At 54.9% G+C, this 24598-nt stretch carries 17 protein-coding genes, 1 tRNA gene and 4 pseudogenes; 15 read left to right on the top strand and 7 right to left on the bottom strand.

The features are described 5' to 3' along the window. Window positions 1–154: 154 nt before the first annotated feature. Entirely contained in the window at window positions 155–3235 is a 3081-nt protein-coding gene (locus C8K66_RS02990) for a membrane-targeted effector domain-containing toxin (protein WP_132849936.1), read from the bottom strand. Window positions 3236–3325: 90 nt separating this feature from the next. Between C8K66_RS02990 and C8K66_RS30515 the strand changes: the two genes are divergently transcribed. The 3 genes from C8K66_RS30515 (at window position 3326) to C8K66_RS02980 (ending at window position 6591) form a co-directional block, all read left to right on the top strand. Then, a complete protein-coding gene (locus C8K66_RS30515) occupies window positions 3326–3523 on the top strand; it encodes a hypothetical protein (RefSeq protein WP_132849935.1) in 198 nt (65 codons plus the stop codon). Window positions 3524–4014: 491 nt separating this feature from the next. Further along, the gene (locus C8K66_RS02985; protein ID WP_108524211.1) at window positions 4015–6303 is read left to right on the top strand and encodes an acylase; all 2289 of its coding nucleotides are present in this window, start codon (window positions 4015–4017) and stop codon (window positions 6301–6303) included. A gap of 214 nt (window positions 6304–6517) precedes the next feature. Next, window positions 6518–6591: transfer RNA gene (locus C8K66_RS02980), tRNA-Cys, on the top strand. A 170-nt stretch (window positions 6592–6761) separates the two neighbouring features. Here C8K66_RS02980 and C8K66_RS02975 read toward each other — a convergent pair. Continuing rightward, window positions 6762–7331, bottom strand: a complete 570-nt coding sequence (locus C8K66_RS02975; protein WP_108524210.1) for a hypothetical protein — start codon at window positions 7329–7331, stop codon at window positions 6762–6764. A 66-nt stretch (window positions 7332–7397) separates the two neighbouring features. Beyond that, on the bottom strand, window positions 7398–8420 hold the full coding sequence (locus C8K66_RS02970) for a tyrosine-type recombinase/integrase (protein WP_108524209.1): 1023 nt from the start codon (window positions 8418–8420) through the stop codon (window positions 7398–7400). A 9-nt stretch (window positions 8421–8429) separates the two neighbouring features. On the opposite strand from C8K66_RS02970, the pseudogene C8K66_RS02965 reads away from it, so the two are divergent. From C8K66_RS02965 to C8K66_RS02935, 7 genes and pseudogenes are all read left to right on the top strand, one after another. Next, a pseudogene (locus C8K66_RS02965) lies at window positions 8430–8678 on the top strand (glycoside hydrolase family 19 protein); the annotation flags it as partial. Beyond that, complete coding sequence (locus C8K66_RS02960) at window positions 8660–9202, top strand: lysis system i-spanin subunit Rz (protein WP_108524208.1); 543 nt, start codon at window positions 8660–8662, stop codon at window positions 9200–9202. The pseudogene C8K66_RS02965 and the gene C8K66_RS02960, both read left to right, overlap by 19 nt. 150 nt (window positions 9203–9352) lie before the next feature. Then, window positions 9353–10147 (top strand): DNA adenine methylase, encoded by a 795-nt coding sequence (locus C8K66_RS02955; protein ID WP_108524207.1) that lies wholly within the window; start codon window positions 9353–9355, stop codon window positions 10145–10147. Window positions 10148–10267: 120 nt separating this feature from the next. Continuing rightward, window positions 10268–10948: a site-specific integrase gene (locus C8K66_RS02950; RefSeq protein ID WP_108524206.1), complete on the top strand. Its 681-nt coding sequence runs from the start codon at window positions 10268–10270 to the stop codon at window positions 10946–10948. 103 nt (window positions 10949–11051) lie between these two features. After that, on the top strand, window positions 11052–11273 hold the full coding sequence (locus tag C8K66_RS02945) for a hypothetical protein (RefSeq protein ID WP_108524205.1): 222 nt from the start codon (window positions 11052–11054) through the stop codon (window positions 11271–11273). Between the two features lie 525 nt (window positions 11274–11798). Beyond that, the gene (locus C8K66_RS02940) at window positions 11799–12695 is read left to right on the top strand and encodes an SEL1-like repeat protein (RefSeq protein WP_108524204.1); all 897 of its coding nucleotides are present in this window, start codon (window positions 11799–11801) and stop codon (window positions 12693–12695) included. Window positions 12696–13154: 459 nt separating this feature from the next. After that, the gene (locus C8K66_RS02935; protein WP_108524203.1) at window positions 13155–13520 is read left to right on the top strand and encodes a hypothetical protein; all 366 of its coding nucleotides are present in this window, start codon (window positions 13155–13157) and stop codon (window positions 13518–13520) included. A gap of 1682 nt (window positions 13521–15202) precedes the next feature. Here the strand turns inward: C8K66_RS02935 and C8K66_RS02925 are convergent. Continuing rightward, window positions 15203–16279, bottom strand: coding sequence for an acyltransferase (locus C8K66_RS02925; protein ID WP_158276042.1), 1077 nt, complete (start codon window positions 16277–16279; stop codon window positions 15203–15205). A 413-nt stretch (window positions 16280–16692) separates the two neighbouring features. Between C8K66_RS02925 and C8K66_RS31515 the strand changes: the two are divergent. From C8K66_RS31515 to C8K66_RS31160, 3 genes and pseudogenes are all read left to right on the top strand, one after another. Continuing rightward, window positions 16693–16884: pseudogene (locus C8K66_RS31515) on the top strand (DNA adenine methylase); the annotation flags it as partial. Between the two features lie 1160 nt (window positions 16885–18044). Then, window positions 18045–19160, top strand: a complete 1116-nt coding sequence (locus C8K66_RS02915) for an acyltransferase (RefSeq protein WP_158276041.1) — start codon at window positions 18045–18047, stop codon at window positions 19158–19160. Window positions 19161–19214: 54 nt separating this feature from the next. Then, window positions 19215–19563 (top strand): annotated as a pseudogene (locus tag C8K66_RS31160) (glycoside hydrolase family 19 protein); the annotation flags it as partial. 1633 nt (window positions 19564–21196) lie between these two features. Here the strand turns inward: C8K66_RS31160 and C8K66_RS02895 are convergent. The 3 genes and pseudogenes from C8K66_RS02895 to C8K66_RS02885 form a co-directional block, all read right to left on the bottom strand. Beyond that, window positions 21197–21736, bottom strand: a complete 540-nt coding sequence (locus tag C8K66_RS02895) for a hypothetical protein (protein WP_108524198.1) — start codon at window positions 21734–21736, stop codon at window positions 21197–21199. Between the two features lie 19 nt (window positions 21737–21755). Next, window positions 21756–21872: pseudogene (locus tag C8K66_RS02890) on the bottom strand (D-glutamate cyclase family protein); the annotation flags it as partial. A 110-nt stretch (window positions 21873–21982) separates the two neighbouring features. Beyond that, window positions 21983–22660, bottom strand: coding sequence for a GntR family transcriptional regulator (locus C8K66_RS02885; protein WP_108524197.1), 678 nt, complete (start codon window positions 22658–22660; stop codon window positions 21983–21985). Between the two features lie 226 nt (window positions 22661–22886). Between C8K66_RS02885 and C8K66_RS02880 the strand changes: the two genes are divergently transcribed. Continuing rightward, window positions 22887–23630, top strand: coding sequence for a DUF969 domain-containing protein (locus C8K66_RS02880; RefSeq protein ID WP_017846362.1), 744 nt, complete (start codon window positions 22887–22889; stop codon window positions 23628–23630). Further along, window positions 23627–24583: a DUF979 domain-containing protein gene (locus tag C8K66_RS02875; protein ID WP_017846361.1), complete on the top strand. Its 957-nt coding sequence runs from the start codon at window positions 23627–23629 to the stop codon at window positions 24581–24583. Before C8K66_RS02880 ends, C8K66_RS02875 begins: the two co-directional genes overlap by 4 nt. Window positions 24584–24598: the final 15 nt, after the last annotated feature.

Raw genomic sequence — 24598 nt, 5'->3', positions numbered from 1 at the left:
TTATCAGAGCCTGATCAGGAAAATGATGGCGCTGTTACCTAATAAGACGAACGAGCGATGCAAATCATGAAGTGCCGGATGTAGAAAATTTGTCGGTATCCGCTTTGTCACATTGCAATCGCTCTGGATAGACGTCTTCTGGCTGCTGTTCCCGTCACACCGGCCACACTTCGCCGGCGAAAATCTGCAGGTCGCCGGTCAAGTCATCCGCAGGGGTGAGGGTGCCCGAGGGGCCGGGGCGTGGGTCCGCCGAGCGAACGCCGTAGTTAACGCGTCCGGCTCTTCCATACACGGCGATGCCGGTGGCGCCGGTCAATTCGGAGAGGCCCAGAACATTCTGGGTGGTATTGAGATGATGGCGCCCTACCAGGGCAACCCACTTGTCCTCGCCTGCGTGTTGCTCGATGGTGCGGGTGGCGTAGTAGTTGAACTCTTCGAGTCGTCGTTTGGCCTGCGCAGGTGTCTTGATGGGGCCGCCGAACAGGTGGCGTTCGTCGTTGTGCCGCGTCAGGTAAAAATGGTCAAGCGGTACGATTTCGATCCCGTTGTCTTCGAATTTTTTCAACAGTTCGCCCAGGGTCGGGCGTTGGTTGGGAGGGCGGTATATGAGCCCGATCCGGCCCATGCCATCGTCTTTCCAGCGCATGATTTTGTCGTACACCAGGCCTTCGACGAATAGCTTTTTTACCTTGTTTTGAACAAACACATCGACGTTGTCATACAAAGTTCGGAAAGCCGCCAAGCTGCTGTGGGATTCGCCGAATACCAGGCCAGGCGCCGTGCGAAAAGCATCGGCAATCACATCGCTCGTTTTCTTTGGCGCGGGAATGTTTGGAAACTCGGGGCGGGGGGGCAGCCCGTTTGCGGCCATGTGCGTATAAAAATCGCGCATTTCCTGGGCGAATTTCTCATGGGTTGCCTGCTTTCTGCTGGGGGTGAAATGGCCCTCGATGGGGCGGCCACGAATGCTGCTCACGTACTCGGCGTCGGGCAAATGGTCGATTTTACGCACCGGCTCGACTGGCAGCCCAGCCGGCGGTTGACTGAGTGGCGGACGTGACGGTCGGCTCAGCGGGTTGAAGCGATGATCGCGAGCCGATCGCCCCGGGTGTTGGGCAGTGGGTGAGGGCGGCATCAGCGTATGGACAGGGGTGAATGCGTCGAGTGCGGGCCCATAAGGCTGCATGGCGTCTGAATCGAAGGCATACCATTTACCGTGTTGGCGTATGGCCGAGCCTTCCACTTGCTGCGTACCCACCTGTAAAACGCCTGTTGCGGCGGCCTCGTAACGTTGGCTGGCGATGACCAGCGACTGGCCGTTGGCCGTGCCGCGCAGCTTGCGGATGCCTTGCGCGCTGGCGCTGATGCCATCCGTGACAAGTCTGCCCGCACCCACCGCCAGGTCAACGCTGCCACTCAACGGGTTGAAGGCGTTGAGTGCGGTGACCCCGAGGATTTTGCCGCCGCGTGCCAAGGCACCCAGGGTTGAACCCGCGTTTGTCACTGCCTTGCCGAGTTTTGCGGTAGCGCCCAACCCGGCCGTCACAAAGCCAAATATATCCAGCGCCAGGTCAATCGCGCCGTCCTTGTAGTGACCGTTGCGCAAGTGGGTGATGGCCGAGCGGAGGGGGATCAGGTTCAATAATGCGTCCGTTGTTGAACTCACCCATTCGCGTCGCGCCTCGTCCGGGGTTTCGCCTGCGGCGTATTGCTTGACGGCAGGCTCATCAAACCCCAACGCCTTGATCAGTGCGTCGGCGATGTAGTGGGTTCGCGGACTTTGGAACGTGTTGAAGGTGGGGTATTGCGGTTCCTTTTCTTCGGCGTCGTAGTTGTGGGTTGAGCGATTGGGATGAAACGCTTCGATTTTGTTGACTTCGTCCGACACGTATTGGTGGGGCCGGCTGATCCTGCCCTGGTCAACCTTGGAGATGATGCCGGTTGTGGTATCGAATTCGTATGTCTGATGGCTGTTTTGATATTCGCTGTGTACGAGGATCTTTGGGCTGGTGTGGAAGAGCTTGTCTTGGGCGAAAGGAATCAAGCTGGTGCGGTAGTCGTTTTCCTTGAAAAAACTGATTTTTCCATAATTGAGGCGCGTTCGATCTGCCAACGGCAGGCGGTCAATGGCACTGATGAGTGAGTATTTTTTTACCTGTTTGATAGTGTCCAGCGCGTCGGTAAATGCCGTGTCGAACGCCTGCGGGATATTGAAAGACGGGCTTCGGGTGAACTGCGCAAACGCCTCAAGATCGATGTCGGCGCGTGGGCCTCTGACCAGCCAGCTATGCGTGTCGATTTCCAGCCCCTGCTGAGTGATGTCGAGCATCGAATAGGCTTGGCTGAAGCGCGGGGCCTTGGGGTCGTTGGATTTATAGTTGATGTGCAACACGCGATCCTCAAAGTCATCGCGTTCGCCGAAGGTGGCTTTCAGCAGATCCAGCGCCATCTGTTTGCGGCTGGGCAGTGTCGCGCCGACTTCTTTGGACGCGGCGCTCAATTCGCTGTGTTGGGTATTGAAGGCTTCGCGGGTGTACTCGATTTCTGCGTTGTTGTACGCCGCATCGTCTTTGGCGTAGAGAAAACCGTTCACCACGCCCCAATCGATCAAGGCGGCCTTCTGCGCCGCTTCACCCGCCGGTGCTATTGAGTCGGCATGGCGCATGACTTCGGCAAAATCCATGTGCATTGCCTTGCCGGGTGCCTGGGCTTCAATCGCAGCCACGGCGATGCACAAGTTGGCCCATGCCTGGCTGCCGTACACCACCGTGGCGGGAATATCCTTGACCAGATATTGCGGCGCCACCCGTGCCAGCAGCAACCTGGCGCCGAGATCCGCGCTAGCGAGGGAAGTCTTGTCGCTGTCGCTCAGGTGTTTGGCCAGTGCGCTGATCACACTGGCTGGCGACATGCCCCAGTGGCTCTCGGCAGCGAGGTTGAAGCCCGCGACGGTATTTCTGCCAGGCTGTTCGATGGATTCGGGGTCCAGCCCCAAGTGGATCGCGCTCAGTACATAGTCGTTTGCGCTGGTATCGGTCGCGATGCCGCCGACCTTGGCCTGTATCGCCTGGCCCAGCTCCTGCGCCTTGGGGGTATCGAGGAGTTTCTCCAGCGCCTTGGCCGGGTCCTGTAGCTCGGTACCGGATAGCGGATTACCTTCCAGCAGATACCCCAATGCTCCGCGCCGAGGGTCGAAAAGGGGCAGGCCCGGCAGTTTCTCGGTGTTGTCGGCCACGACGTCGCGCACCACGCGCTGGTGTTCCACGCTCAGCGGCAATGCCCAACTGAGCCCGCCGCCCAAGTTGCCCAATGGGTGCGACAACGAATGATTGATCAGTGCGTCGGCCATGTCGAAAAGGTCTTCACGCGTGGCCGGAATGTACGTGCCGTGGTGTGTGATGAAACGCTCAAGGCTGATTTTCTGCGGCGATTGATGCTGAAGCGCCGAGTCTGGATCGACGTCCATCAGGGTTTCTTGCAGTGCGCGCAGCACTGCTTCGGCGCTGGCTTGCGGTGCCAGTGACTGGGCGGCCTGCTTGAGTTGGCGGGCGAGTGTTTGCAGATTGCGCTTGTGTGCCAATGCGGTTTTGAGGGCCTGGCGGTTGTCATTGCTGTCGACTTCTTGCTCTGTAGGCGGGTCTGCGACCGGAGCCATGTCGTCGGTCGCTAAAGCCGTGGGCAACAGCGGGTAAACAGGTTGCTGGGACGAGCCGGAGGTTAGGGTGACGGATGTCATGCTGAGTACCTTCTTTCACACGGTGAGGCAGTCCTTGCCGACGAATGCCTTTGTATGAAGGCGCTCGTTTGGGTGTTGAAAGCAGGTGCTTGTGTTCCGCTTGCGGGCGGTGCGGGTTGTCAGTATGTGTAACGGAGGCCATCGGCACTTGGACTGGCCACCCTCGTAGCGCAGAAAATGACGCGGCCGCATTCGTACCTAAATTATTCGCGGGCTGTTGCGTTCTTACGTTGGGGTGATTGCCCTGTGAGGCGGTTTAATCTGACGGTGGGGTCTGCGTGATTATTTGTAACGGGTTGTCCAGGGTGTGTGTGACGGCGCTGTTGCTGGGCGTGAGCCTGGCCGCATCCGCGCGCGAGGCGGTGGTGCATGCGGCGGCGGACATCCGACGCACCAGTTTCGGTGTGCCCCATATCCGCGCCAGTGATGAGCGCGGCCTGGGCTTCGGCATCGGTTACGCCTATGCCCAGGACAATCTGTGCCTGCTGGCCAACGAGGTGGTTACGGTGAGCGGAGAGCGCGCCAGGTTCTTTGGCCCTGAACAATCGACCCTGGAGGAGCGCAACAACGTTACCAGCGATGTGTTCTTTGCCTGGCTGAATACGCCAGAGGCGGTAGCCTCGTTCTGGGCGGCGCAGAGCCCACCGATCCAGCAGCGTATCGAAGGGTACGTCGCCGGCTACAACCGTTATCTGACAGAGCAGGGCGCTCCGGCCCAGTGCCAGGCGGCGTGGGTACGGCCGATCACGCCGCAGGATGTGATCAAGCTGACGCGCAGGCTGCTGGTGGAAGGCGGCGTCGGCCAATTCGCCGAAGCCCTTGTCGGCGCGACGCCGCCCAACACCACCGCCCATCGGCAGGGCGACGCCAAGGCCTTTGAGCTGGCCGCTGCGCATCAACAGCGTTTCACTCTGGACCGAGGCAGCAACGCCGTCGCCGTGGGCCGTGACCGCTCATTCAACGGGCGTGGCATGCTGCTGGCCAATCCGCATTTCCCCTGGATCGGCGGCATGCGCTTTTATGAGATGCACCTGACCATCCCTGGTCAACTGGATGTAATGGGCGCTGCACTGCCGGGCTTGCCGCTGGTGAATATCGGCTTTAACCAGCATGTGGCCTGGACCCATACCGTCGACACGTCCAAGCATTTCACCGTGTATCGCCTGACCCTCGATCCCAAGGATGCCACGCGCTACCTGCTGGACGGTAAATCCATCCCGCTGGATAAAGCCACGCTGACGGTGCAAGTCAAACAAGCCGATGGCAGCCTCAAAGAGCAGGCGCATACCGTCTACCGTTCGCAATTCGGTCCGGTGGTGCAATGGCCTGGCAAGCTTGATTGGGACAACCGTTACGCCTTCAGCCTGCGCGATGCCAACCTGGGCAACGACCGCGTGCTGCAACAGTGGTACGCGATGAATCGCGCCGGCAGCGTCAAGGAGCTGCAAACCGCGGTACACACCCTGCAAGGCATCCCGTGGGTCAATACCCTGGCTGCGGATGACCAGGGGCAGAGCCTGTTCATGAACCTGTCGGTGGTGCCCAACGTCAACGCGGCCAAACTCGCGCAATGCAGTGACCCACGGGCCGGCCTGCAATTGATCGTGCTCGACGGTGCCCGCAGCGCCTGCGCCTGGGACGTCGACCCGCGCGCTGCCCAAGCCGGGATCTTCGCGGCCGACCAGTTGCCGCAACTGGAACGTACCGACTACGTGCAGCATTCCAACGATTCGGCCTGGATGGTCAACCCCAAGGCGCCCCTCACCGGTTTTTCCCCAGTCATCAGCCAGGACAACACTGGCCTCGGCCCCCGCGCACGTTTCGCCGTGCAACGCCTGCAGTCGTTGGACAACCGGCCGATCAGCGTTGCCGACCTGCAAAACATGGTGATGGACAACCAGGTCTACCTCGCCAGCCAGGTGATGCCCGATTTGCTCGAATTCTGCGCCAAGCACCTCGGCGCCGACACCGCCACGCTGCAACCGCTGTGCGCCAGCCTGCAAACCTGGGACCAGCGCGCCAACCTCGACAGCGGCCTGGGCCTGGTGCATTTCATCAACCTGATGCAACACCTGCAGCACAGCCCTGACGCCTGGCGTGTCGCCTTCGACCCGGCCCAACCCCTCACCACCCCACGCGGCCTGGCCATCGAGCGAGCGCCCGTCGCCAAGGCCCTGCGCGAAGCCATGCTGGCCTCGACCGTCGAGGCCGGCCAACTCGGGCTCACCGCCAACAGCCGCTGGGGCGACCTACAAGTCTCCGGCCAGACCCCAATCCACGGCGGCCCGCAACAGCTTGGCATCTACAACGCCATGCAAACCGTGCCCCGCGCCGATGGCAAACGCGAAGTGGTCAGCGGCAGCAGCTACCTGCAAATCGTCACCTTCGACGCCAACGGCCCCCGCGCCCAAGGCTTACTGACATTCTCCCTGTCCAGCAACCCTGCATCGAAATACGCAAAGGACCAGACACACGCGTTCTCCGAGAAAAACCTCCGCCCGCTGCCCTTCAGCGAAGCGCAGATCAAGGCCGATCCGCAGTACCAATCGCAGGTCATCAAAGAGTAGGGCGCGCACGCAACCCCTTGATGCCAGGGCAGAATATTTTTTGAAATCAAGGGGTTGCAGGCAAAAGCAAATGAGTACATAATGGCGCCCATCGAACGCAATGAAGCATTAAAAACTTCAATGTATTCAATGAGTTAGAGTAGAGGCACGCTTCACATAGCCCACTCAAGTTTGTATGCGGTGAGTGCCAGCAACCAGGGTACTGATCGTTTGAGGCCGAGTAGCAAAATGGTTATGCAGCGGATTGCAAATCCGCCTACGCCGGTTCGATTCCGACCTCGGCCTCCACTCTTAAAGCCCCGTAGATCAATGGTCTACGGGGTTTTTTATTGCCTGAGATTTAAGAACCGTTCCGCAACTTTTGGCATGCGTTCCGCAACCTCGGACATTTTCTGAACCGGCAAGGCCAGAATGGCAGCCTCAGCAGGTGGGTTATGGCGCCAATTGCTGGCGAGTTACTAGTCAGAAAGAGTGAAATTTTTCTTGAGTTTCCGGTAAATTTTCTCGGCGACATCGAACGTGCCTGGGAGCCGGGAGGTACCGAGGTCATCAGAACTCAATGAGCATGGATATCGCCCTGACCACGTGGCTGACTCCGTTAAATACTCCAAAATGTGCCGGCGTTTGTCTGTCAACTCAAGGTTAATCATTCTCGCGAGCTTCACCAGATTGTGAGTTTTGACTTCCTTAGGGAACGTAGCCTCTGGCTCCCATGTAGCCAAGTGGGGGGCTCCATGTTTGTTCAAAAACCAGTGTGCTTTGAATAGGTTTTCTAATGAAAGTCCATAGAGCATCGAGCAGACCTTATGGAGGGCGTCTTGCTCAGTTCGGCTAATAAGCTTATCGGCTTGCTTCCTTGTGATTCGTGCTGTTGCGATTAGTGCACGGCTGCGCTCGAACCATTCGACTGGATTAGAAACTTGCTCTGCATAATGAGACTCGCTCCAAGCCCTAATGTCATCTTCAGAGTAGTCCGGGAAATGGTTGTCGAAACCTTCAGGTGGATCTTCGTTGGAGGTCTGGTTCATTTAGAAGCCTAATAATTGGAAATGCAGATGAGTCTGCATATTATTAGGCGGGATATTACAGTGCTATCACTTTGTCGGCTTAACGATCTCGCCCACACGTCGGTAGACTTTCTTAGTCATCTCTTCGGTGGTGTGACCAAGCAGGCGGCTGGCGTGTGTCAACTCAATCTCGCTGGCAGCTTTCGGGCGGATGTCCTTGAACTGGAACTGACGGATCAGCACGGCCAGGTCAGAGTCACCGTCGGCGCCGGCTTTGATGGCAGCTTTTTCGCGGGCTTCGTCCCAGCGATTGCGCAGCATCTGCTGGCTCATCCGAAGGCCGGATGTGTTGGTGATCAGCCTCGATGTTTTTATGCCGTTGAGGGCTCGGCGTTCCTGCAGATCATTGATAAAGGCACTCAGTCCGGACTGAACACCTTCGTCCTCCAGGCGTAGGCGAAGTTTCTTCGCGGTCTTGCCCTGTTTGACCATCAGGAACTCGGCGTTTAAATCAGTGGTGGCCACTTTCAACACGTCGGCGGGGCGCTGACCGGTCAAGTAGGCGAGGTCCATGGCATCCTTGAGTTCTTGCACGGCTGCGTCATACACGGCATTCCACACGATATCGCCGGCGTAATAGTCTCGTGGGGTCTCCTTGTTGCGGCGCACCCCGAAGCAAGGGTTGGCGTTGTTGGTCAGGCCCCACTCGCGGGCGATCGTGAACATGTGCGACAGCAGCGCGATTTCCCGATTCCCCCGGACCTTTGCTGTCCTGGCGTCCCGGTACTGCGCGACCACCTGGGGTGTTATCGAATCAATAGGGGCATTCTCAAACGCTTTCCTAAGCTGTTTGAGTTCCTTCATGTTGTCGGACTGGGTGCGTATTCCTTTGGTCGGGATGATCTCTTTGACGTACCTGTCGAACAAAGAGCCCAGCAGATGGCTGGGCTTTGGAGGCGCTCGACGCTCCAGCCTGGCCCATTCGACTTTGGCCTGGTCGAGGTCGGCGCCCAGAGGGATTTCTTTGCGTTTGCCCTGGGCGTCCCTGCCGTTGTAGTAATAACTGATCCACGTTTTTCCGCTCTTGCGCTTGTGGCATCGCCGGATCATTCGTGGGGGTACCTGCGCTGCAGCTTGGCATTGTTCGGCGATGAGCGATTGCTTAGCGTGCCTGAGCTGCTCGAGCAGCCGCAGTGGGCAGCAGAGTCTGCCGCATGGTTCTGGTCGGTAAACGGGCTGAACGCGCTCGCGGATCAAGAGCAATTCAACACCATCACCCGCCGGATCAATGGCGGGCTCAACGGCTTGGAAGATCGTCTGCAGCTGTGGGCCAGGGCGAGGGCGGTGTTATGCGTCTCTTCGACCTGATACCTGCGCAGTTCCGTATAGCTGCCGTCTGCGTGCTGTTGGTGATTGTGGCCGCTGGATCCGCCGCGCTGGCCTGGACGGCGCAGGGCTGGCGTTACGGCCAAAAGCTGGAGCGCCAGGCCCGGCTGCATGCGGACACCCTCAACGAGTTATCCCAAGCCTCTGCCGCGCTGCAGCGTACCGAGCAGGACAAGCGCTTTGCCCTGGAGCAGCGCCTGCAGAACAAAGACCAAACCCACCACAAGGAATTGACTGATGAGCAAACGAAGCAGGCTCGTCTGCGTGATCGTCTGGCTACTGCTGATCTGCGGCTGTCAGTCGTACTCGCCGCCACCGACGTCTCCAGCGGCTGTTCAGTGCCAGCCACCACCGCCACCGGCCGCGTGGTTCATGGCTCCACAAGAGCCCAACTTGACCCAGCGCATGCTCAACGAATTATCGGCATCACCGATGCCGGCGACCAAGGACTGATCGCCCTGGCGGCGTGTCAGGCCTATGCCAAAGAAGTCTCAACACCGAAGTGAAAAAGAGCGACCGGGGTGGATGCGTCAACATCCACACCGACCGCCGTCCCTGCAGAATGTCCCTGCAAGTCCAGCCAAGGCTCTTACTCCGTGCACGAAGCGCGGCGAGCCTAGCACCTGTTCATCCATACAGTAAAGGTCTTGATTTCTATGTCCACACCCATCATCCCTTGGATGGGCGGCAAACGCCGCCTGGCCGACCGCCTCATCCCGCTCTTCCCACCCCACGAATGCTACGTCGAAGTCTTTGCTGGCGGCGCCGCGCTCTACTTCATGCGTCCCCAGGCCGCTCCCGTTGAAGTCCTCAACGACATCAACGGCGACCTAGTGACGCTGTACCGCGTCGTGCAGAACCACCTGGAAGAGTTCGTGCGCCAGTTCAAATGGGCGCTCAGTTCGCGCCAGGTGTTCGAGTGGCAGAAGATGACCCGCCCCGAAACCCTCACCGACATTCAGCGCGCCGCCCGATTCTTCTACCTGCAGCACCATGCCTTTGCCGGCAAGGTGACGGGGCAGACGTTTGGTACCGCGACCACTGGTCCGGCTATCAACCTGCTGCGGATCGAGGAGAACCTCTCTGCAGCGTGGCAGCGGTTGTCCGGCACCTACGTTGAAAACCTGCCTTGGTTGGACTGCGCCGAACGTTACGATCGCGCTCACACGTTCCACTACATGGATCCGCCTTACTGGCAGACCGCCGGTTACGGCGTGGATTTTCCGTTCGAAAACTACGAACGGATGGCCGACTTCATGAGGCGCTGCAAAGGGAAGGTGATGGTTAGCATCAACGATCATCCGGATATTCGGCGGGTGTTTGATGGCTTTCATTTTGAGACCGTGGACATTCGGTACAGCACGGCCAACCAGCGACAGGGGAGGTCCGAGGTTAGCGGTGAACTGGTGATCATGAACTGGGAGCCGGCTGCTTTGGGAGGGCTGTTCTGAGTGTCGCTAGCATTTTCCGTGAACACCAGGGCACGTGGGCATGTAAGCTATTCAGGAGGCCCGCTACCAACTCTCTCAGGATCGTTTGCGATTCGTCATCAATCCTGACAGAGAGCCCTCATGACTACCCCCATCCGACGTGCAACATCCCTTCGCCCTGGGCAATTCAAGCACCTGATACGCGTTGCATCCGTTACTGGCCGTCTGCCGGAACGTGATGTGATGCTTTTGTGGCTCACACACACCACTGGCATTCGCGTCACCGAGCTGGCCTTGCTGGAGGTGGCCGACGTGCTATATCCGAGTGGTGCCATCAAGCCTGAGGTGTACTTGCGGGCAGACATTACCAAGGGCTGTAGACCTCGCAATGTGTATCTGACACATGCCCGATGCCTGGCCGCGCTCGAAGCGTGGTTGGAGGTTAGGCACCAGCGTCGATGGGGGCTTTCTGGTGCAGAGGAGTACCGAGGCTTTCGACCATGTTCAAAACTGGTCACTACGCACAAGGGCCAAGCCTTTGAACTAGCGTTCAAGCACCGCGAGCTGGATAGTGGGCCAGAAGTTTACCGTGCCTGTGATTCGCTCCAGCAGACCATCAGCAGGCTATACCGGCAGGCCGGTATCAAGCAGGGATCGTCGCACAGCGGCAGGCGTTCCCTGGCGGCTAAGGTACTGGCGGCAACAGGCGATGTTGAGACGGTGCAGACCATACTCGGTCATTCCTGTATCGATCACAGCAAGCCTTACTTGACAGTCGACCAAGCGACAATTCGACATGCATTCGAGGTTGCACTGGCATAGAGACATCATTACTGTTGATTGGATCCAGCTTTGCACGGCAATCGTTTGACATCTGCTCCCAGCGCTAGCTGTAAAGCTGCTGGGCTGAGACAGCAGGGAAATCATGGACCTTGACTATTTAAGTTGGGCTTTTAAGCGCTCCCTGACGGTGACATTGCTTTACGTCATAGCATGTTTGCTTATCTACATGGCGCTGGGATATGCCGGCGGGTGGATCGCCTTTGTGATATCGGTGGTGACGTGGGTGATGTATTTCTCGGTGTATGTCAAAGACCCGCGCACAGATCGGCGCTATTACCTCGAAACGCGCAAACCTGATGAATGAAGGGAAATGGGCCTAAAGGTTAAAGCGGCTACGCCGACAAGCATGCACGTTGGTGGTTTTTGACAAAATATTTTGACACCAGACAAAATATTCTGACATCTGACAATAGATTTTGACACTAGGCGGAAGCCCGGATTTGCTGGGGTAGGAGGGTTCGTATGAAACCGGCAGTTAAGCGATTTCGACGACCACCAGCATCAACACCGCTTAACTCGCTGCTTTGGGTGCTAGCTCAGTTGCAAATAGTTTCCTAGACCTTTTTTGAACCGCCGAAATCCGCACCGCCAATCACAGCTTCAAGCGCCGGAGTGTCAAAATCTTTTTTCGAGCATGGGAGGTAGATTGGTGGCCAGGGGGGGAGGATTGTCAGAATTTGTTTTTTTACGCGGCCCCAGTCGCAGCTCTTAGGGCGCCAGTGTATGTGGGCCGCAGTGTCAGAATATTTTGTTTGGCACCAACCCTGATGATTGCCGACGCGATGGATGTGCCTGTGTTTATGATCGAGTAGTGACGGAGGAAGCAATCATGCGAATTGTGTTTTTATCATTGTGTTGCGTATTACTAACCGCCTGTTCAGCAGAGCCAGTACCGAGCGTCAACGTTCCCGCAGGCATCCCCCAGGATGATCCCCTCTTCGGCTTGCGTTGCTGGGTCTCTCCAAATGATGGCTCAGTGACGCGCGAGCAACTCGAATACATCCTGGCCCTCAGCGAGAGTGGAGACTCGATGTGCAAGATGCTGCTCGGCGACCTTTATGAAAACGGTCGTAGTGTCCCCCAAGACATTGCGAAGGCAAAGACCCTTTACCAGTCAGCGGCTGATGTCGATGAGCGGGCCTATGTCCTCCTCGGCAAGCTTGCCGAGAGTGGTCTCGACGGGCCCCCGGATTATCAGAAGGCCAGGCGGTTATACCTGCGTGCAGCCGCCGGTGGTAACAGCAACAGTGCTGAGGCCAGATTGGCCAAGCTGATGGAAGAAGGCAAGGGCGGTCAGCAGGATCTCGAGGGCGCCATGACGCTTTACTTGAAGGCAACCCGTGCCAGTTTTGGTGACGAATGGGACGGAATTCAGCGGCTTCTCGGCCGAGGAGTCAAACTAACCGCAGAACAAGAACAGCGCTACAACAAGATCTGGATTGGGACGACGGAGGGCAGGATTCAGAGCAAAATATCGCGTGTTCAGGAAAGTGTGTCAGGGGCCCTCAAGCCTGGGCCGGTGGGAAAGGAGGTCACAGTGAAACTGGAATATATTCTGGGTTCTCTCGTGCCCCGGCTGTCCATCGTGAACAGTTCAAACGATAACGCCGTCGACCAGGCCGTATTGCAGGGGTTCGAAGATTTTCGGTTTACCGATGGGCCGATATTGCCGCAGGGGCAGAAGACGTGGTCAGTGCAGGCCCTTATCTATGTGAGTTCGCGTTGATGGGCTGTCTTACAAGACCTATTGGGTTGCCGCCACAAATTCGAACTGACTCGCTTGGCTCAAAATCAGGTGTTCCCACGTGCTTCACTACCGTACTGATTTAACCCAGGAATGTCAGATGAACACGCGCACCAACATTGCTCCACCAGTTCAATCATAGCCCTCCTGGGCGAACTGGTGCGGCCTCGATCCAGCCGGGTAGTGGGTGTTCTACGAAAACGAGCTGACCACTACGGAGGAGGGACGGCTGCCTAATGACGGGCAATGGGGCATGCCGCGTGAGTGCGATGTGACGGTCTACGAATCCTGAGAGGCGCTGACGTTCTCACGCCTTGCCGCGACTGTGAATTGATAGGAAAAGTCGATCAGCTACTGCACCCCAAGCCCTGGCCAAAAACTAGGGCTGAGGACGTAAAGGGACACGGTTTTCGCGTCCGTAATGCAACGGAGTCATGACGCATGAACGAAAAGAACCACGGATTGATCATCGAGGGCTTTGTACAAGGCTCGTATAACCGAATGTTCGACAACAAAATTGAAGTTAGGCACCACCCGCTTACCGGTTGGGCACAGGCTACGGTGTCCGGTAGCGAGAGTAACTTCGCAGCCACCAAGGACAATGTGCTGCGCACTTTCGAAGGTGTGACACACACGCTGTACACGGCTGGAAATAATGATGATTTGCTCAACGAACTCAGCGAGTTCAAAGCTCGTGCTGAAGAGAGCGAGAGCATTGTAGATCTGGGCATTGCAATCGACGAAGCACGACCTGTCCTGGATCGTGCATTTGCGCGTCCCGTGCCTAGCGAACAAGAAAACGAATAGTTCCGGGAAAAGAGCATATGGATAAATTAATTGAGTTCTGGAAGAGCGTCGAGCAGATGCCCACAGGCGGAAAGATTTTTTGGTCGTGTGTAGTGTTCGTTTGCATTTTCTTTCTAGTGACTTTCTGCCATAGAAAGCGCCAGTCGCCAGGTACGGGTCAAGAGCCCGAATAGGTAGGAAAATAGCGGCTACCGCGCCCATATGATTGCTGGCTGCTGTCATCCAGGGCGACAAGTCACCCCGTCCACCACCAGCTCCACGAACAACGGAAAACGCACCAGGTACACCCAAGCCCAGCCATCCACTGGGCTGGAAAATCCATTCCGCAACCGAAATAAAGCCTCCCGATTCAAGAGGGCTCCAGCGACGTGTACATCTTGGCGATGCGGAATAGATTTTTTGATAACTTATTGATAAATAATTGGAAATTTGTGGATTGCAAATCCGCCTACGCCGGTTCGATTCCGACCTCGGCCTCCACTCTTAGAAACCCCGTAGATTAGCGTCTACGGGGTTTTTTATTGTGTACGATTTTGGATCGTTTCCGCAACTTTTAGAATCGTTTCCGAGACCCTATGTAGAGCATATGCCGGAAGGGTAACTATCAAGGCTGATTCGTAGAGCCTTCCTCCGTTTCGACGATGAGCCGAACCTTGTTCAGCGCTGCCTTCTTGAGTAAGTGCATTTAGTGCAGTGCCCCAAACGCACTGCATGCCATCAGGAAGTCGACCCGGGGTCTTTTCGTGCCAAATGTTATCCTTCAGGGGGGCGTTTCACCGGGAGTTCGATGTGACGTTTCCCCAAGGGTTTGAGTTAGGGGTCGACGGTAGACATTAAACATACAAGTCTCGCGAGTTGCTTCACATCCCCTTTGTCTGGCTCGGGCGGGCTTGTTTCGCATATTGTTCGCTAGGTGAATTACTGTGGCTATTTGTATCGGAATTCCAAGCGCAGCAGCCATGCCCAGTCTCTGACTGAAATCTCGCAGGGGCTTAGCGTAATTCCCTACCTCACCATGGCATTTTTCATCAAGGTACAATGATAGAAGACTTTCCAGTATTAAATGGAAACGCAGCACACGTCTCAGTTTCTCTTCCGTCTCGGTCGCGGTAATAACAATTTCGAAATTTGATATTTTCTCAACAGTCAGGTCGAATTTATATGCCTCCCCTCCGTAGCATGCGCGGTCATGCTAATTTTCATATCCGGTGTTTCTGTTTTCTATATGGGGGTGTTAGTTGGGTGAATATGGTACGTAACCACCTGGTGGATTTTACGATCTCGCCCGCACGCCGGTAGATCTTCTTGGTCAAGCGCTTCGCCTCGAAGCGACGACTGAGAGTAAAGATGAAGCCCACTATAAGGGATTGACCGATGAGCAAACGAAGTAAGTTCGTCAGCGTGATCGCTTGGCGACTGCTCATCAGCGGCTTTCAGTCATACTCGTCGCTATCGATGTGATCAGCGGCTGTTCAATGTCCGCCACCACCGCTACCGGCCGTGTGGTTCAAGGCGCCATAACGGTTCAACGCATGCTCAACGAATTTTCAGAGTCGCCGATGTGGGCGATCAAGGACTGATCGCGCTGCAGGAGCACCAGGCGTACATCCAAGCCCTGGCACTCTGAGTAATTCTGGTTCTTACCTACGCGTATTTGGCCTAGTAACTTTCAGGCCTTTGGTTCAGTTGATATGTTTCCTGATTGCAGTGTTGATAGGCTTTTCAACATACAAATGTAGGATAATGGCAGCACCCTGACAGATGGCGAAGTAGACGAGGTAGAAAAATACGACCCCTAGGCTATATAGTCCGAGAGTGTCGAAAAAGTGTGCAATCCATGGCATTAGTATCCAATGGATTAGGTAAAGGCTATAGGATGCATCGCCGAGAAGCACAAAGAATTTTGGAGGGCTGTATATGCCTTCTAAACTCAATGCAGCCCATACCATCAGGAAGGCGAGACTGCCCCATACAATAGGGCGATAGAAGGCTTGTCCGTTCAAGCTGGGGATTAGATTGTTTAATTGGACAGTGAGCAGTAGCGGGATTGAAATGGCTAGAATAATAATAGAAGGGATTCGTGCTAGGTGAACTCCGGCAGAGTGGATTCGATAAAGGATAAGGCCAAATAAGAACTCAAACATCATCGGTGAGCCAATGAGTTTTACTGGTGCGATCCAGCCTAAGTATGATTTTGCAGTTGAGTTCAGTATGAGATATGAAATTAGCATTATGGCTGCCGTGGAAATGATAAAGCTTTCCAGGCGTTTAACACCTACAATCAGCAAAGTCGCGATGATTGTATAAAACATGAACTCGAATTGTAGCGTCCATCCTACATTCAAGGTGGGAGCAATAAACGAGTGAGTGAAGGTCAGGGATTCGAATAAAAGATTTATGTCGAGTTTGGCTGAGTTGTATGCAAATGCCAGATCAGGGTTGGGTTTGAACCAGCCGCTACCGACAATATAAGCACACGCTAAAACAAGCATGGTTACGATGAAGTACATCGGCCATATCCTTGCTAGGCGACGGATAAAAAATGCCCAGCCTGATAGCTTTACTTTGGAAATTTCAGTATGCGACCCCCCAAATAATATATAAGGGATGATGAATCCACTGATAACAAAAAATACATCTACGCCAAATCGTCCCGTATTGTAAAACTCAATAGGTAGACCAAAAGGCGCAATTGCACCGTGAGCAACCACGACAAGAGCGGCCGCAACGAATCGCAGAAATTGGATGTTGTTCAGCAAGTGTAAATCCGTCCGTTTGGCGCACTCTCTGGGCGCTGGGTCATATTTCACGAGCGTTCCTGCTCGTAATGGCGCAGTGATTCTACCTGTGTCTGTCGGGGATGTCAGGTTGATACATACCAGATACATCTGCGCTAATCATGTCTGGGCAGGGGGGTAGAAAAAAACGCCCAAGAATAGCCGGGGGTTGCCTGCCGGAGGGGCTTTATGGCGAGCAGAAAGGTTTGGTCGCTTGTAGGGATGCCACGTCTTTGTAAAAGGAACCTCTCGCTTGAAGTAGAAGACGCGACCGGGTGGGATGCTCAACATCCGGTTCGGCCGCCTTCCCGCAGAACGTCCCTGCAAGTTCAGCTAAGGCTCCTGCTTCATGCACAAAGTGGAACGAATCCGTGCAGCAAAGGTGTTACTTTTATATGTCCACACCCATAAGTCCTTGGATGGGCGGCAAACGCGGCCTGGTCGACCGCAAGCGCCTCGTCCCGCTCCTCCCACCCCGCGAATACTGCGTTGAGGTCATTGTTGGTGTACTTCATGTGCCCTCAGGCCGGACTAGTTGAAGTCCTTACGACATCAACGTTGACTTAGTGGCGCTGTGCCGCGTCGTGTAGAGCCACATGGAAGAGTTCGTTCGCCAGTTCAAGTGGGCGCTCAGATTTTCAGGATGTTAGTGGCGTAGCCGTCCACACCTGGCTTGGATTTGTGGAAATCATAGGCTCGCATGTGATACATCGGTTTGGCACAGTCTTTGGCTGATCTATAGGGGCTTTTCAGTTTGTCTTGTTCTCATTAAGTGCGACGTCACCGATGATGCCCTGCGGTTGCACCTTCAGGGCAAGGATTGGATGGGTCAGAGCAGACTCAACAGCAAATGCCTATCCGCTTGGAGGCAGATTTGTTAAATGCATACTTTTTGCAGGGGCGAGCCTGGCCGCCATCTCGGCAAATGGCAAATGGAGTTAGCGCTAGCGCTTAGGCTCCAACCTCTTTGTCAGTCGCGGGAGCGTTATTTTTCCCGCCAGCGGCAAGCGTTATTGAAACCGTTGTCAGAGTTGCCGCACCAAATGGATTTGTTATGGTTGCGCCAGGCTCAGCGTGTGGGGCGTATACAAGCTCAACAAACATTCCATTCATATATTCAGTCGGAACGAATGGGCTGCATCGCTCGGGGCGCAAGATTCATTCTTGATACGCCAAGTATCTATTGGGCGCCGTCTCTTGTCGGTAACGCTCTAAATGCTATTGGGTGGGAGGATAACCTATGACAGGTTGGAATTGACGGGCAAGACTGGCGCGCAGTTGCTGGTGAATTTGCTGATCCCGACGATCCTTTGAAGATTTTTCAAAAAACTAAAATCTAAACGTATTCTGAAAGCCTTCCGCCTCCGCCCATCTCGAAAGTTTCAGCTGTCGGGATGGCTAAGCGGAATAATTTTCTTAGTCAGGCATCTTTGAGGATCGCGCTGCTTCAGGATGCCGTTTACGTTGATATAGAAAAACCTGCAGATGTCACACCGCTCAATGCTCGGAAAAATTAGAGGGTTGTGCTCAACAGCATTCTGGATCAGAAAAAATCTCCTGAAAAATATAGTCTAGCCGGTCGCTCCTCTGTGAGGCTGCAGAAGTCTTATAGGAGCTGTCGTCCATGAGGGCCAGATTTCAGGGCGAGAATGATCCCGCGGCGAGCACCAAAAAAGCAGATGGCGCGCTCAAGCCCTGTCCGGTAGAATTTCATGTCTAGGCAGTTTCTGAATAATGGATGTACTCAGTGCATAATAAAAGTGAAATTTTACCACTTACGGGATTGCGATTTATTGCTGCAATATATGTTTTTGTTTTTCATATAAATTACCGGTGGCCAATTTTTTCAGGCGGAATCCTAAAAGAAATAGTATCTCAAGGTGCTGTTGGGATGACTATATTTTTTGTGCTGTCAGGGTTGCTTTTGGCTTATCAATATTCAGATAGGTACGAAGACAGGAAACATTATTTTTTGAGGCGGTTGGCGCGCATTTATCCCATATATGTTGTGGCTGCTATCAGTACGTTGCCATGGATCTGGGGGGCTAAGATTGGTGTTCAAACAATTTCATGGGTCGACACGACCTTCCTTGTTCTGGCAAATGTTTTTGTGGTTCAGGCGTGGGTGCCATCTTTTTTTAAATTTTGGAATGATAGCGGTAGTTGGTCAATATCGGTCGAGGTTTTCTGTTATGTGGTTCTTCCATTTATTGCTCCTTGGATGTCGCGGTTATCTAGTAAAGGTCTTTGGTTGTTTGCTGTGTTTCTTTATTTGTGTTCCGTTATTCCTGGGAATCTTATTAGACTGTTCCCGGAGCTTTCATTTCCATTTATTTATGCACTACCTGTGTTCAGGTTGCCAGAGTTTCTTTTAGGTGTATGCGGTTTCCTGGCAATTCAGAGGGGATTCAAATTTGCTCGACCAAATTTTGTATTGGTTTTTATTCTCGCTGTGTTTGTGATTTACATTGGTCCGGTAAATCAGATAACACCATACGTAGGGCATAATTGGATAGTCGTGCCAATGGTGGTTTTGACGGTGATGGCGCTTATGCAGTCTAGTGGTATGGTGTCAAGAGCTTTTTCTTCCAGGTTGTTTGTTTGGCTTGGAAAGATAAGTTACTGTTTTTATTCGTTTCAGGTCTTCTTACTGTTCATGTTGGTTACGTTTCATTCAGACTTGGTGGGGCTGATGCCGGCGCTAAGGTCTAACTGGGTTCTTTGTGTTTTTGCGATGCTTGTTTTGGTTGTTATATCGGCATGTGGTTATCACTTTATTGAAGAGCCATGCCGCAGAAAAATACAATCTTGGGCGGATGGGCGTGTATCGCGACATGTGTGCAGGGAAGTGCTCAAGACCTGAACCTATAAATAATTATAGTTTTATAGATGCCCGCCTTATGGCGGATTTTTTTGCCTGGATACAAGTAAGCCATTTACCGAGCAGCAGTTGCTACAGATCCTTCCGAACGCCGGTCACCAATCTGGCGTTTTTGCTCCTGTTCTGAAAACAGCCATGAACTGTTACGGCATCGTCGGTACATCACGCGTTGCCGCATCTATCGCCCAGATCCCGCACGAGTCGGGCCAATTGCGTTTGGTGCGCGAGATTTGGAGGTCGACGGTGAGCCATGGGCGAGGACCTGATCAGTAAGCCAGAACTGCTCGAGCTGTCGCAGCTCGCCGTCATGTCGGCGGCTTGGTTTCGGTCCACAAATGACCTGAATACTCTGACGGACCAGGGCGATTTTGTGGAGAACACTTGCTGAATCAACGGCTTGGAATATCGCCTGCAGTTGTGGGATAAGGCGAAAAAGGTGCTGGTACGACGCCCGGGCAGATTCTAGGTGCGACTCTATGGCAATGGTCTTCAGAGCCGCTGACACCTGGGCGGGTTCAGGATTGACGAATGAGCAAGGAGCTCGCCAAGCAGCCTTCGCAAGGATGACCTAGCGGCGCTCACCAATGCTGCCTCAGCCAGCGCCGAGCAGGAAAAGCGCTTGGCTACCGAGTAGCAGATCGTCGTCCAGGACCAACAACACACTCGAGAACTCTCCGATGCCCAGTGCAACCGGTCTGTTTTGCGCGATCGCCTTGCTACTTCTGATATCCGGCTGTTAGTCCTTCTCGACACCGCCAACTCAGCCAGTGGCTGCAACGCGTTTGCCGCCCTTAGCGCCATCGGCGTGGTTCATGGATCCACGCGAGCACAACTCGCCCCAGCGCATGCTCAACGAATTCTCGTCATCACAGGTGATGGCGATCAAGGGCTGATCGCGCTGCGAGCATGCCAGGCATATGTCAGCGCGATCGGGCGTTAGCTAATAGCCCAGATTGCAGCTAAGGAAAACAGCGACAGCACTGATCCAGCGACGAGAGTAACCTGGCCCACCGCTACAGACGAGGAGGCCAGATTATCCCTGTAAAACCTTTTTATTTCAGGCTCGCTTGACCCAAGCTCCCTAGCGAATTTAGCTTCTTTCCGTAATTTTGCTATCGTAATAAAAATCGAGATAAGTAGTGCTACTTTGAATGAAATAATAAGCCCAGCTATATACATACTGTATTCCATTTGCGCTATTCCAAGTCCCACCAACAGGGTACATCACTTTATTATATCAGTTTGACTCGGCCGTCTGCATCATGTGGCGCTTAGGGCGAGTCGATCCTGATCATTTTCAAGTAGCCCGGTTGTCCATAAATACTTATCTCCAGCAGCAAGCGCTGGTAGATGTCACGTTGCTCGACCATGGCCATCAGGCCGTTTTTTAGGTTTTCTGGTTGATTCTGGCCACGTCGACAAGAGACTTTTTCAGCAAGGCCTAAGCAATAGTTTTGCAGGTGGTAAGCTCGTCGTTTATCTACACCAGCCCCCCTCCCGGACGTTCTCCTTCGCTTTGCGCAGTTGTAGATGAAATGCGGCGATCTCGTCATAGAGTAACGCTGCGTGATGTTTGTACATTTCCAGGGGCGAAGGGAAGCCAAGCCACTCGCAGGAGTCTTCATCGATGTGCATGATGGGGAAATCCAGATACTGTGTGGGGATAGAGCTTTCGAGGTTTTGGCGTTGCGCGATTTGAGACGCGGAGCTGTGGCTGGTTTTGGCTTGGTATTCGGTAAGCAGGACTCTAAGAGAGGGGGTAAAAGAGTTCTGGAACCAATGATTGAACCCGCATTCTGGGCAGTCGCCAGAGCATATTTTTTCGTTGGTTTCGGAAAAAAATCGACTATAGGCCACAGCCTACTTGAGTTTCACGCTCGGATTGCAACTCCACCTACGCCAGTTCGATTCCAACCCCGGCCTCTACTCTTAAAAAACCCGTAGATTACCGTCTACGGGGTTTTTTATACCTGCGATTTACGATCCCTTCCGCAACGCTTCAGATGTGTTCCGCAACTTCACTGTTCTGACCGGATTACATACTGGATCACCTCTTCAAGGGTGCCTATGTCTGGAGCGTTGCTCGCTAATGCTTCTGGGCGGCACCATGGATAGTCCAAGTGGGATACCCACTCCATGATGGTGTGAAGATCGGTAGGTGGCAGGGTTTTCATATGTTCGATGGTGATAGTGAGCCGCTCGACAAGTCCCGACTCGGGATTGAACTGCCATCCATATTGACCACAACCGACTCGGACCTCGCCGGAGTTTTTGTCGGACATAGCGACCAGCCATTGGCATTGGAACGTTTTGCTATCCGGCTCCGGTGGGTGTCCCAGACAAAAGGTATAGACGTTTTCGAATGTCTGGCCGAAGCGTCTGACCAGTACGTCGCCGATGGACTCGAGGCCTTCAACGTGGGGTGGAAACGAGATAGACCCCGTGTGTACCACCATCTCCAGTTGTGCATCCGGCATAAAAGCCTGGCGCAGCAGATGCGGGCGGTTACTGTCCTTGGCGTTTATGTACTGCTGAATCGACCGTTGAGCTGTGTTCATTGTTTGTCCATTGCATCCATTCGTTGTTGTTGAGGGCAGTGCCAGCATCCAGGAGCGCTTGTTCGAAGGAAAACGAGCAGCCGATGGTGAAGGCAACCAGGTCATCCTGCCACAGGGGCTCTATGTCTGGCAGTTCTTCGCTCATGCGCTAGGGCGGCAAAAATTTCTGAAGGAGCCCCGCTTGGTTAACTGTATCGACCAGTCGACCGGCTGTGTAGGGCAGATGTTGCGTGGACGTCGGAGCTTTCACCCTTCCTGGGAAGGGCGCCTCGCATAGACGGCCAAAACAATGCGTTCGGAATGAATGAGGTATTCAAGCATTGCGTCGCGAGCTTTGGCCATCTCGTTGCGTTCAACGAGTTCAAGAATCTGAAAGTTCATATCGACGTAGGGCTCATGCAAGAACTCGGCGTCCTGCAACAGCCCAAAAGTCAGCCGTAGCTCTGCAAGTATGCGCCGGAACATGGCGTTCAAGCGTTCACTGTCCGCAAGTTGAACGACGGCCGTATGGAAGTCCATGTTAGCTGTGCCCACTGCCAGCCAGTCCCCCGCGTCCCGCGCTCGCTGGGCCTGTTCTGCCGCTGCGCGCATGTTCTTCTTCGCCGGGTGGCGCGGGTAAGCCTCTGCCAACGCCTGGCATTCGATGAGCCGTCGCACGCGGTAGATGTCGATGACGGCCGCGATGCTGGGAACCACCACGAATACCCCACGGTTGGGCTCGTGTCGTAACAGGCCGTCTTTGGCCAGCGTCCGGAATACTTCGCGCAGGGTGTTTCGCGAGATGCCGAGGTTTTCGCTGAGCACTTGCTCGGACAGCCGTTGCCCAGGTGTGAATTCGCCTTGGGTGACTTGCTGACGCAACTGTTCGGCGATCCGCTCGTTTAGCGTCTGGGCTACGAATGAAGGGGAGGCGGGAAGGGGCATCGAGCGGACTTCTGAGTGGCAGGGGCGATTGGATTCTAGCAGGTTTTGCCCTACTCGCAGTGTCGCTTTTTCCTGTAGGGCTGAAACGAATTCATATTTTGGCATGCATATTGCTTTTTATTATCCGTGTTGGATTGTTGAACAATTCTGTTGAAATGATCATTCAATCGGATGAAGATAGTTGAGTGATCTAAGAAAATAACTCAAACAACTTGGAGAAACGCCGGTGCCCACTGACATCAACTTGTGGCCCTTGCTGGGGGTCGTCGTCATCATCGTGGGCTTCGTCCTGCGCTTTAATCCCATGTTGGTCGTGATTGTCACGGCCGTCGTCACCGCCTTCGCGGCGCACTTTCCGGTCGACAGGATTCTTGCCGCCATCGGCACAGGCTTCATCAAGACGCGTAACCTGCCGTTGATCATCCTGTTACCGCTGGCGGTGATTGGCTTGCTCGAGCGTTATGGTTTGCGCCAGCACGCCCAGCGATGGATCAGCAGCATCAAGTCCGCGACTGCGGGCCGCTTGCTGATTGTCTACCTTGGCGCACGCCAGATGACCGCAGCCATCGGTCTTACCAGCCTGGGCGGCCATCCACAAATGGTGCGACCGCTGCTCGCACCAATGGCAGAAGGTGCTGCCGAAGCCCGTTTTGGGGCACTGCCGGAGAAGGTTCGCCACAAGCTGCGAGCGTATGCCGCAGCGACCGATAACGTCGGCCTGTTCTTCGGCGAAGATATCTTCGTGGCTTTCGGCGCGATCGTGCTGATGACCACGTTCTTGCGTGAGGCGGGCATCGAAGTCGAGCCGATCCGCGTCGCGCTCTGGGGGATTCCGACAGCTGTTTGCGCATTCACCATCCATGCTTGGCGCCTGCGCCGGCTTGACACTTGGTTGATGCGCGAGATGGCCGGCGGCGCCGCGGCCGCGGCGGCAACCGTCACAGTCGAAGGCAAGGAGTCCCGACCATGACGCTCACGATCACGCACCTGTACTACCTCGTCGGTGCCATCCTCGCCATCACCGCGGTGATGACGCTCATGGATCGCCAGCACTCAAAGCGCTATTCCAGTGCCTTTTTCTGGGGCCTTTATTCGCTCGTCTTCTTGCTCGGCGACCAGTTGCCGCCGGTCTGGGTCGGCGTCGGTGTTGTGGTGATGGCGCTGATTGCAGCCTTCGGCGGTGTCGGCATTGGCCGTCACGTGGCCCGCTCGGCGGCGGAGTACTCGGCCAGCGCCAATCTGCTGGGCAACAAGCTTTTCATCCCCGCCCTGGCGATCCCGGTCGTGACCATGATCGGCACGCTGTCGGCGAAGTACCTCGTGGTTGGCGGCATACCGCTGCTCGACCCGAAGAACACCACGATGGTAAGCCTAGGGCTGGGCTGTATGGTCGCGCTTGCGCTGGTCTGCAAGATGACGAACGAAACGCCGATGCAAGGCATCCGCGAATCGCGTCGGCTGACCGATGCGCTCGGTTGGGCGCTGGTACTGCCGCAGATGCTCGGCATGCTGGGCCTCGTATTCTCCGACGCCGGTGTGGGCAAGGCCGTGGCGCATATCACCACCAGCTACATCAACATGGATGTACGTTTCTTCGCGGTGATGGTGTACGTGGTTGGCATGGCGCTTTTCACCATCATCATGGGCAACGGTTTCGCCGCCTTCCCCGTGATGACAGGGGGCGTCGGGGTGCCAGTCCTGGTCGGCATGTACGACGGTAACCCGGCCCTTATGGCAGCCATCGGCATGCTCTCGGGTTATTGCGGCACCTTGCTTACGCCGATGGCCGCCAACTTTAATATCGTACCGGCGGCCCTACTCGAACTGCCCGACAAAAACGCGGTGATCCGCGCGCAGGTGCCCACGGCGCTGGCCTTGCTGACTTGCAATGTTTTCATCCTGTATTTCCTGATGTTTCGCTAAAGAAAAGAAAACAAC

This window comes from Pseudomonas sp. GV105 (assembly GCF_003058185.1).
GTDB classification, from domain to species: domain Bacteria; phylum Pseudomonadota; class Gammaproteobacteria; order Pseudomonadales; family Pseudomonadaceae; genus Aquipseudomonas; species Aquipseudomonas veronii.
This window is presented reverse-complemented; position numbering and strand designations above follow the sequence as displayed.

Coding starts and splice junctions, on each gene's coding strand:
- C8K66_RS30515 (WP_132849935.1), top strand. CDS start 3,326: ATGATTGATCAGTGCGTCGGCCATGTCGAAAAGGTCTTCACGCGTGGC.
- C8K66_RS02975 (WP_108524210.1), bottom strand. CDS start 7,331: ATGAACCAGACCTCCAACGAAGATCCACCTGAAGGTTTCGACAACCAT.
- C8K66_RS02970 (WP_108524209.1), bottom strand. CDS start 8,420: ATGATCCGGCGATGCCACAAGCGCAAGAGCGGAAAAACGTGGATCAGT.
- C8K66_RS02960 (WP_108524208.1), top strand. CDS start 8,660: ATGCGTCTCTTCGACCTGATACCTGCGCAGTTCCGTATAGCTGCCGTC.
- C8K66_RS02955 (WP_108524207.1), top strand. CDS start 9,353: ATGTCCACACCCATCATCCCTTGGATGGGCGGCAAACGCCGCCTGGCC.
- C8K66_RS02950 (WP_108524206.1), top strand. CDS start 10,268: ATGACTACCCCCATCCGACGTGCAACATCCCTTCGCCCTGGGCAATTC.
- C8K66_RS02945 (WP_108524205.1), top strand. CDS start 11,052: ATGGACCTTGACTATTTAAGTTGGGCTTTTAAGCGCTCCCTGACGGTG.
- C8K66_RS02940 (WP_108524204.1), top strand. CDS start 11,799: ATGCGAATTGTGTTTTTATCATTGTGTTGCGTATTACTAACCGCCTGT.
- C8K66_RS02935 (WP_108524203.1), top strand. CDS start 13,155: ATGAACGAAAAGAACCACGGATTGATCATCGAGGGCTTTGTACAAGGC.
- C8K66_RS02895 (WP_108524198.1), bottom strand. CDS start 21,736: ATGAACACAGCTCAACGGTCGATTCAGCAGTACATAAACGCCAAGGAC.
- C8K66_RS02885 (WP_108524197.1), bottom strand. CDS start 22,660: ATGCCCCTTCCCGCCTCCCCTTCATTCGTAGCCCAGACGCTAAACGAG.
- C8K66_RS02875 (WP_017846361.1), top strand. CDS start 23,627: ATGACGCTCACGATCACGCACCTGTACTACCTCGTCGGTGCCATCCTC.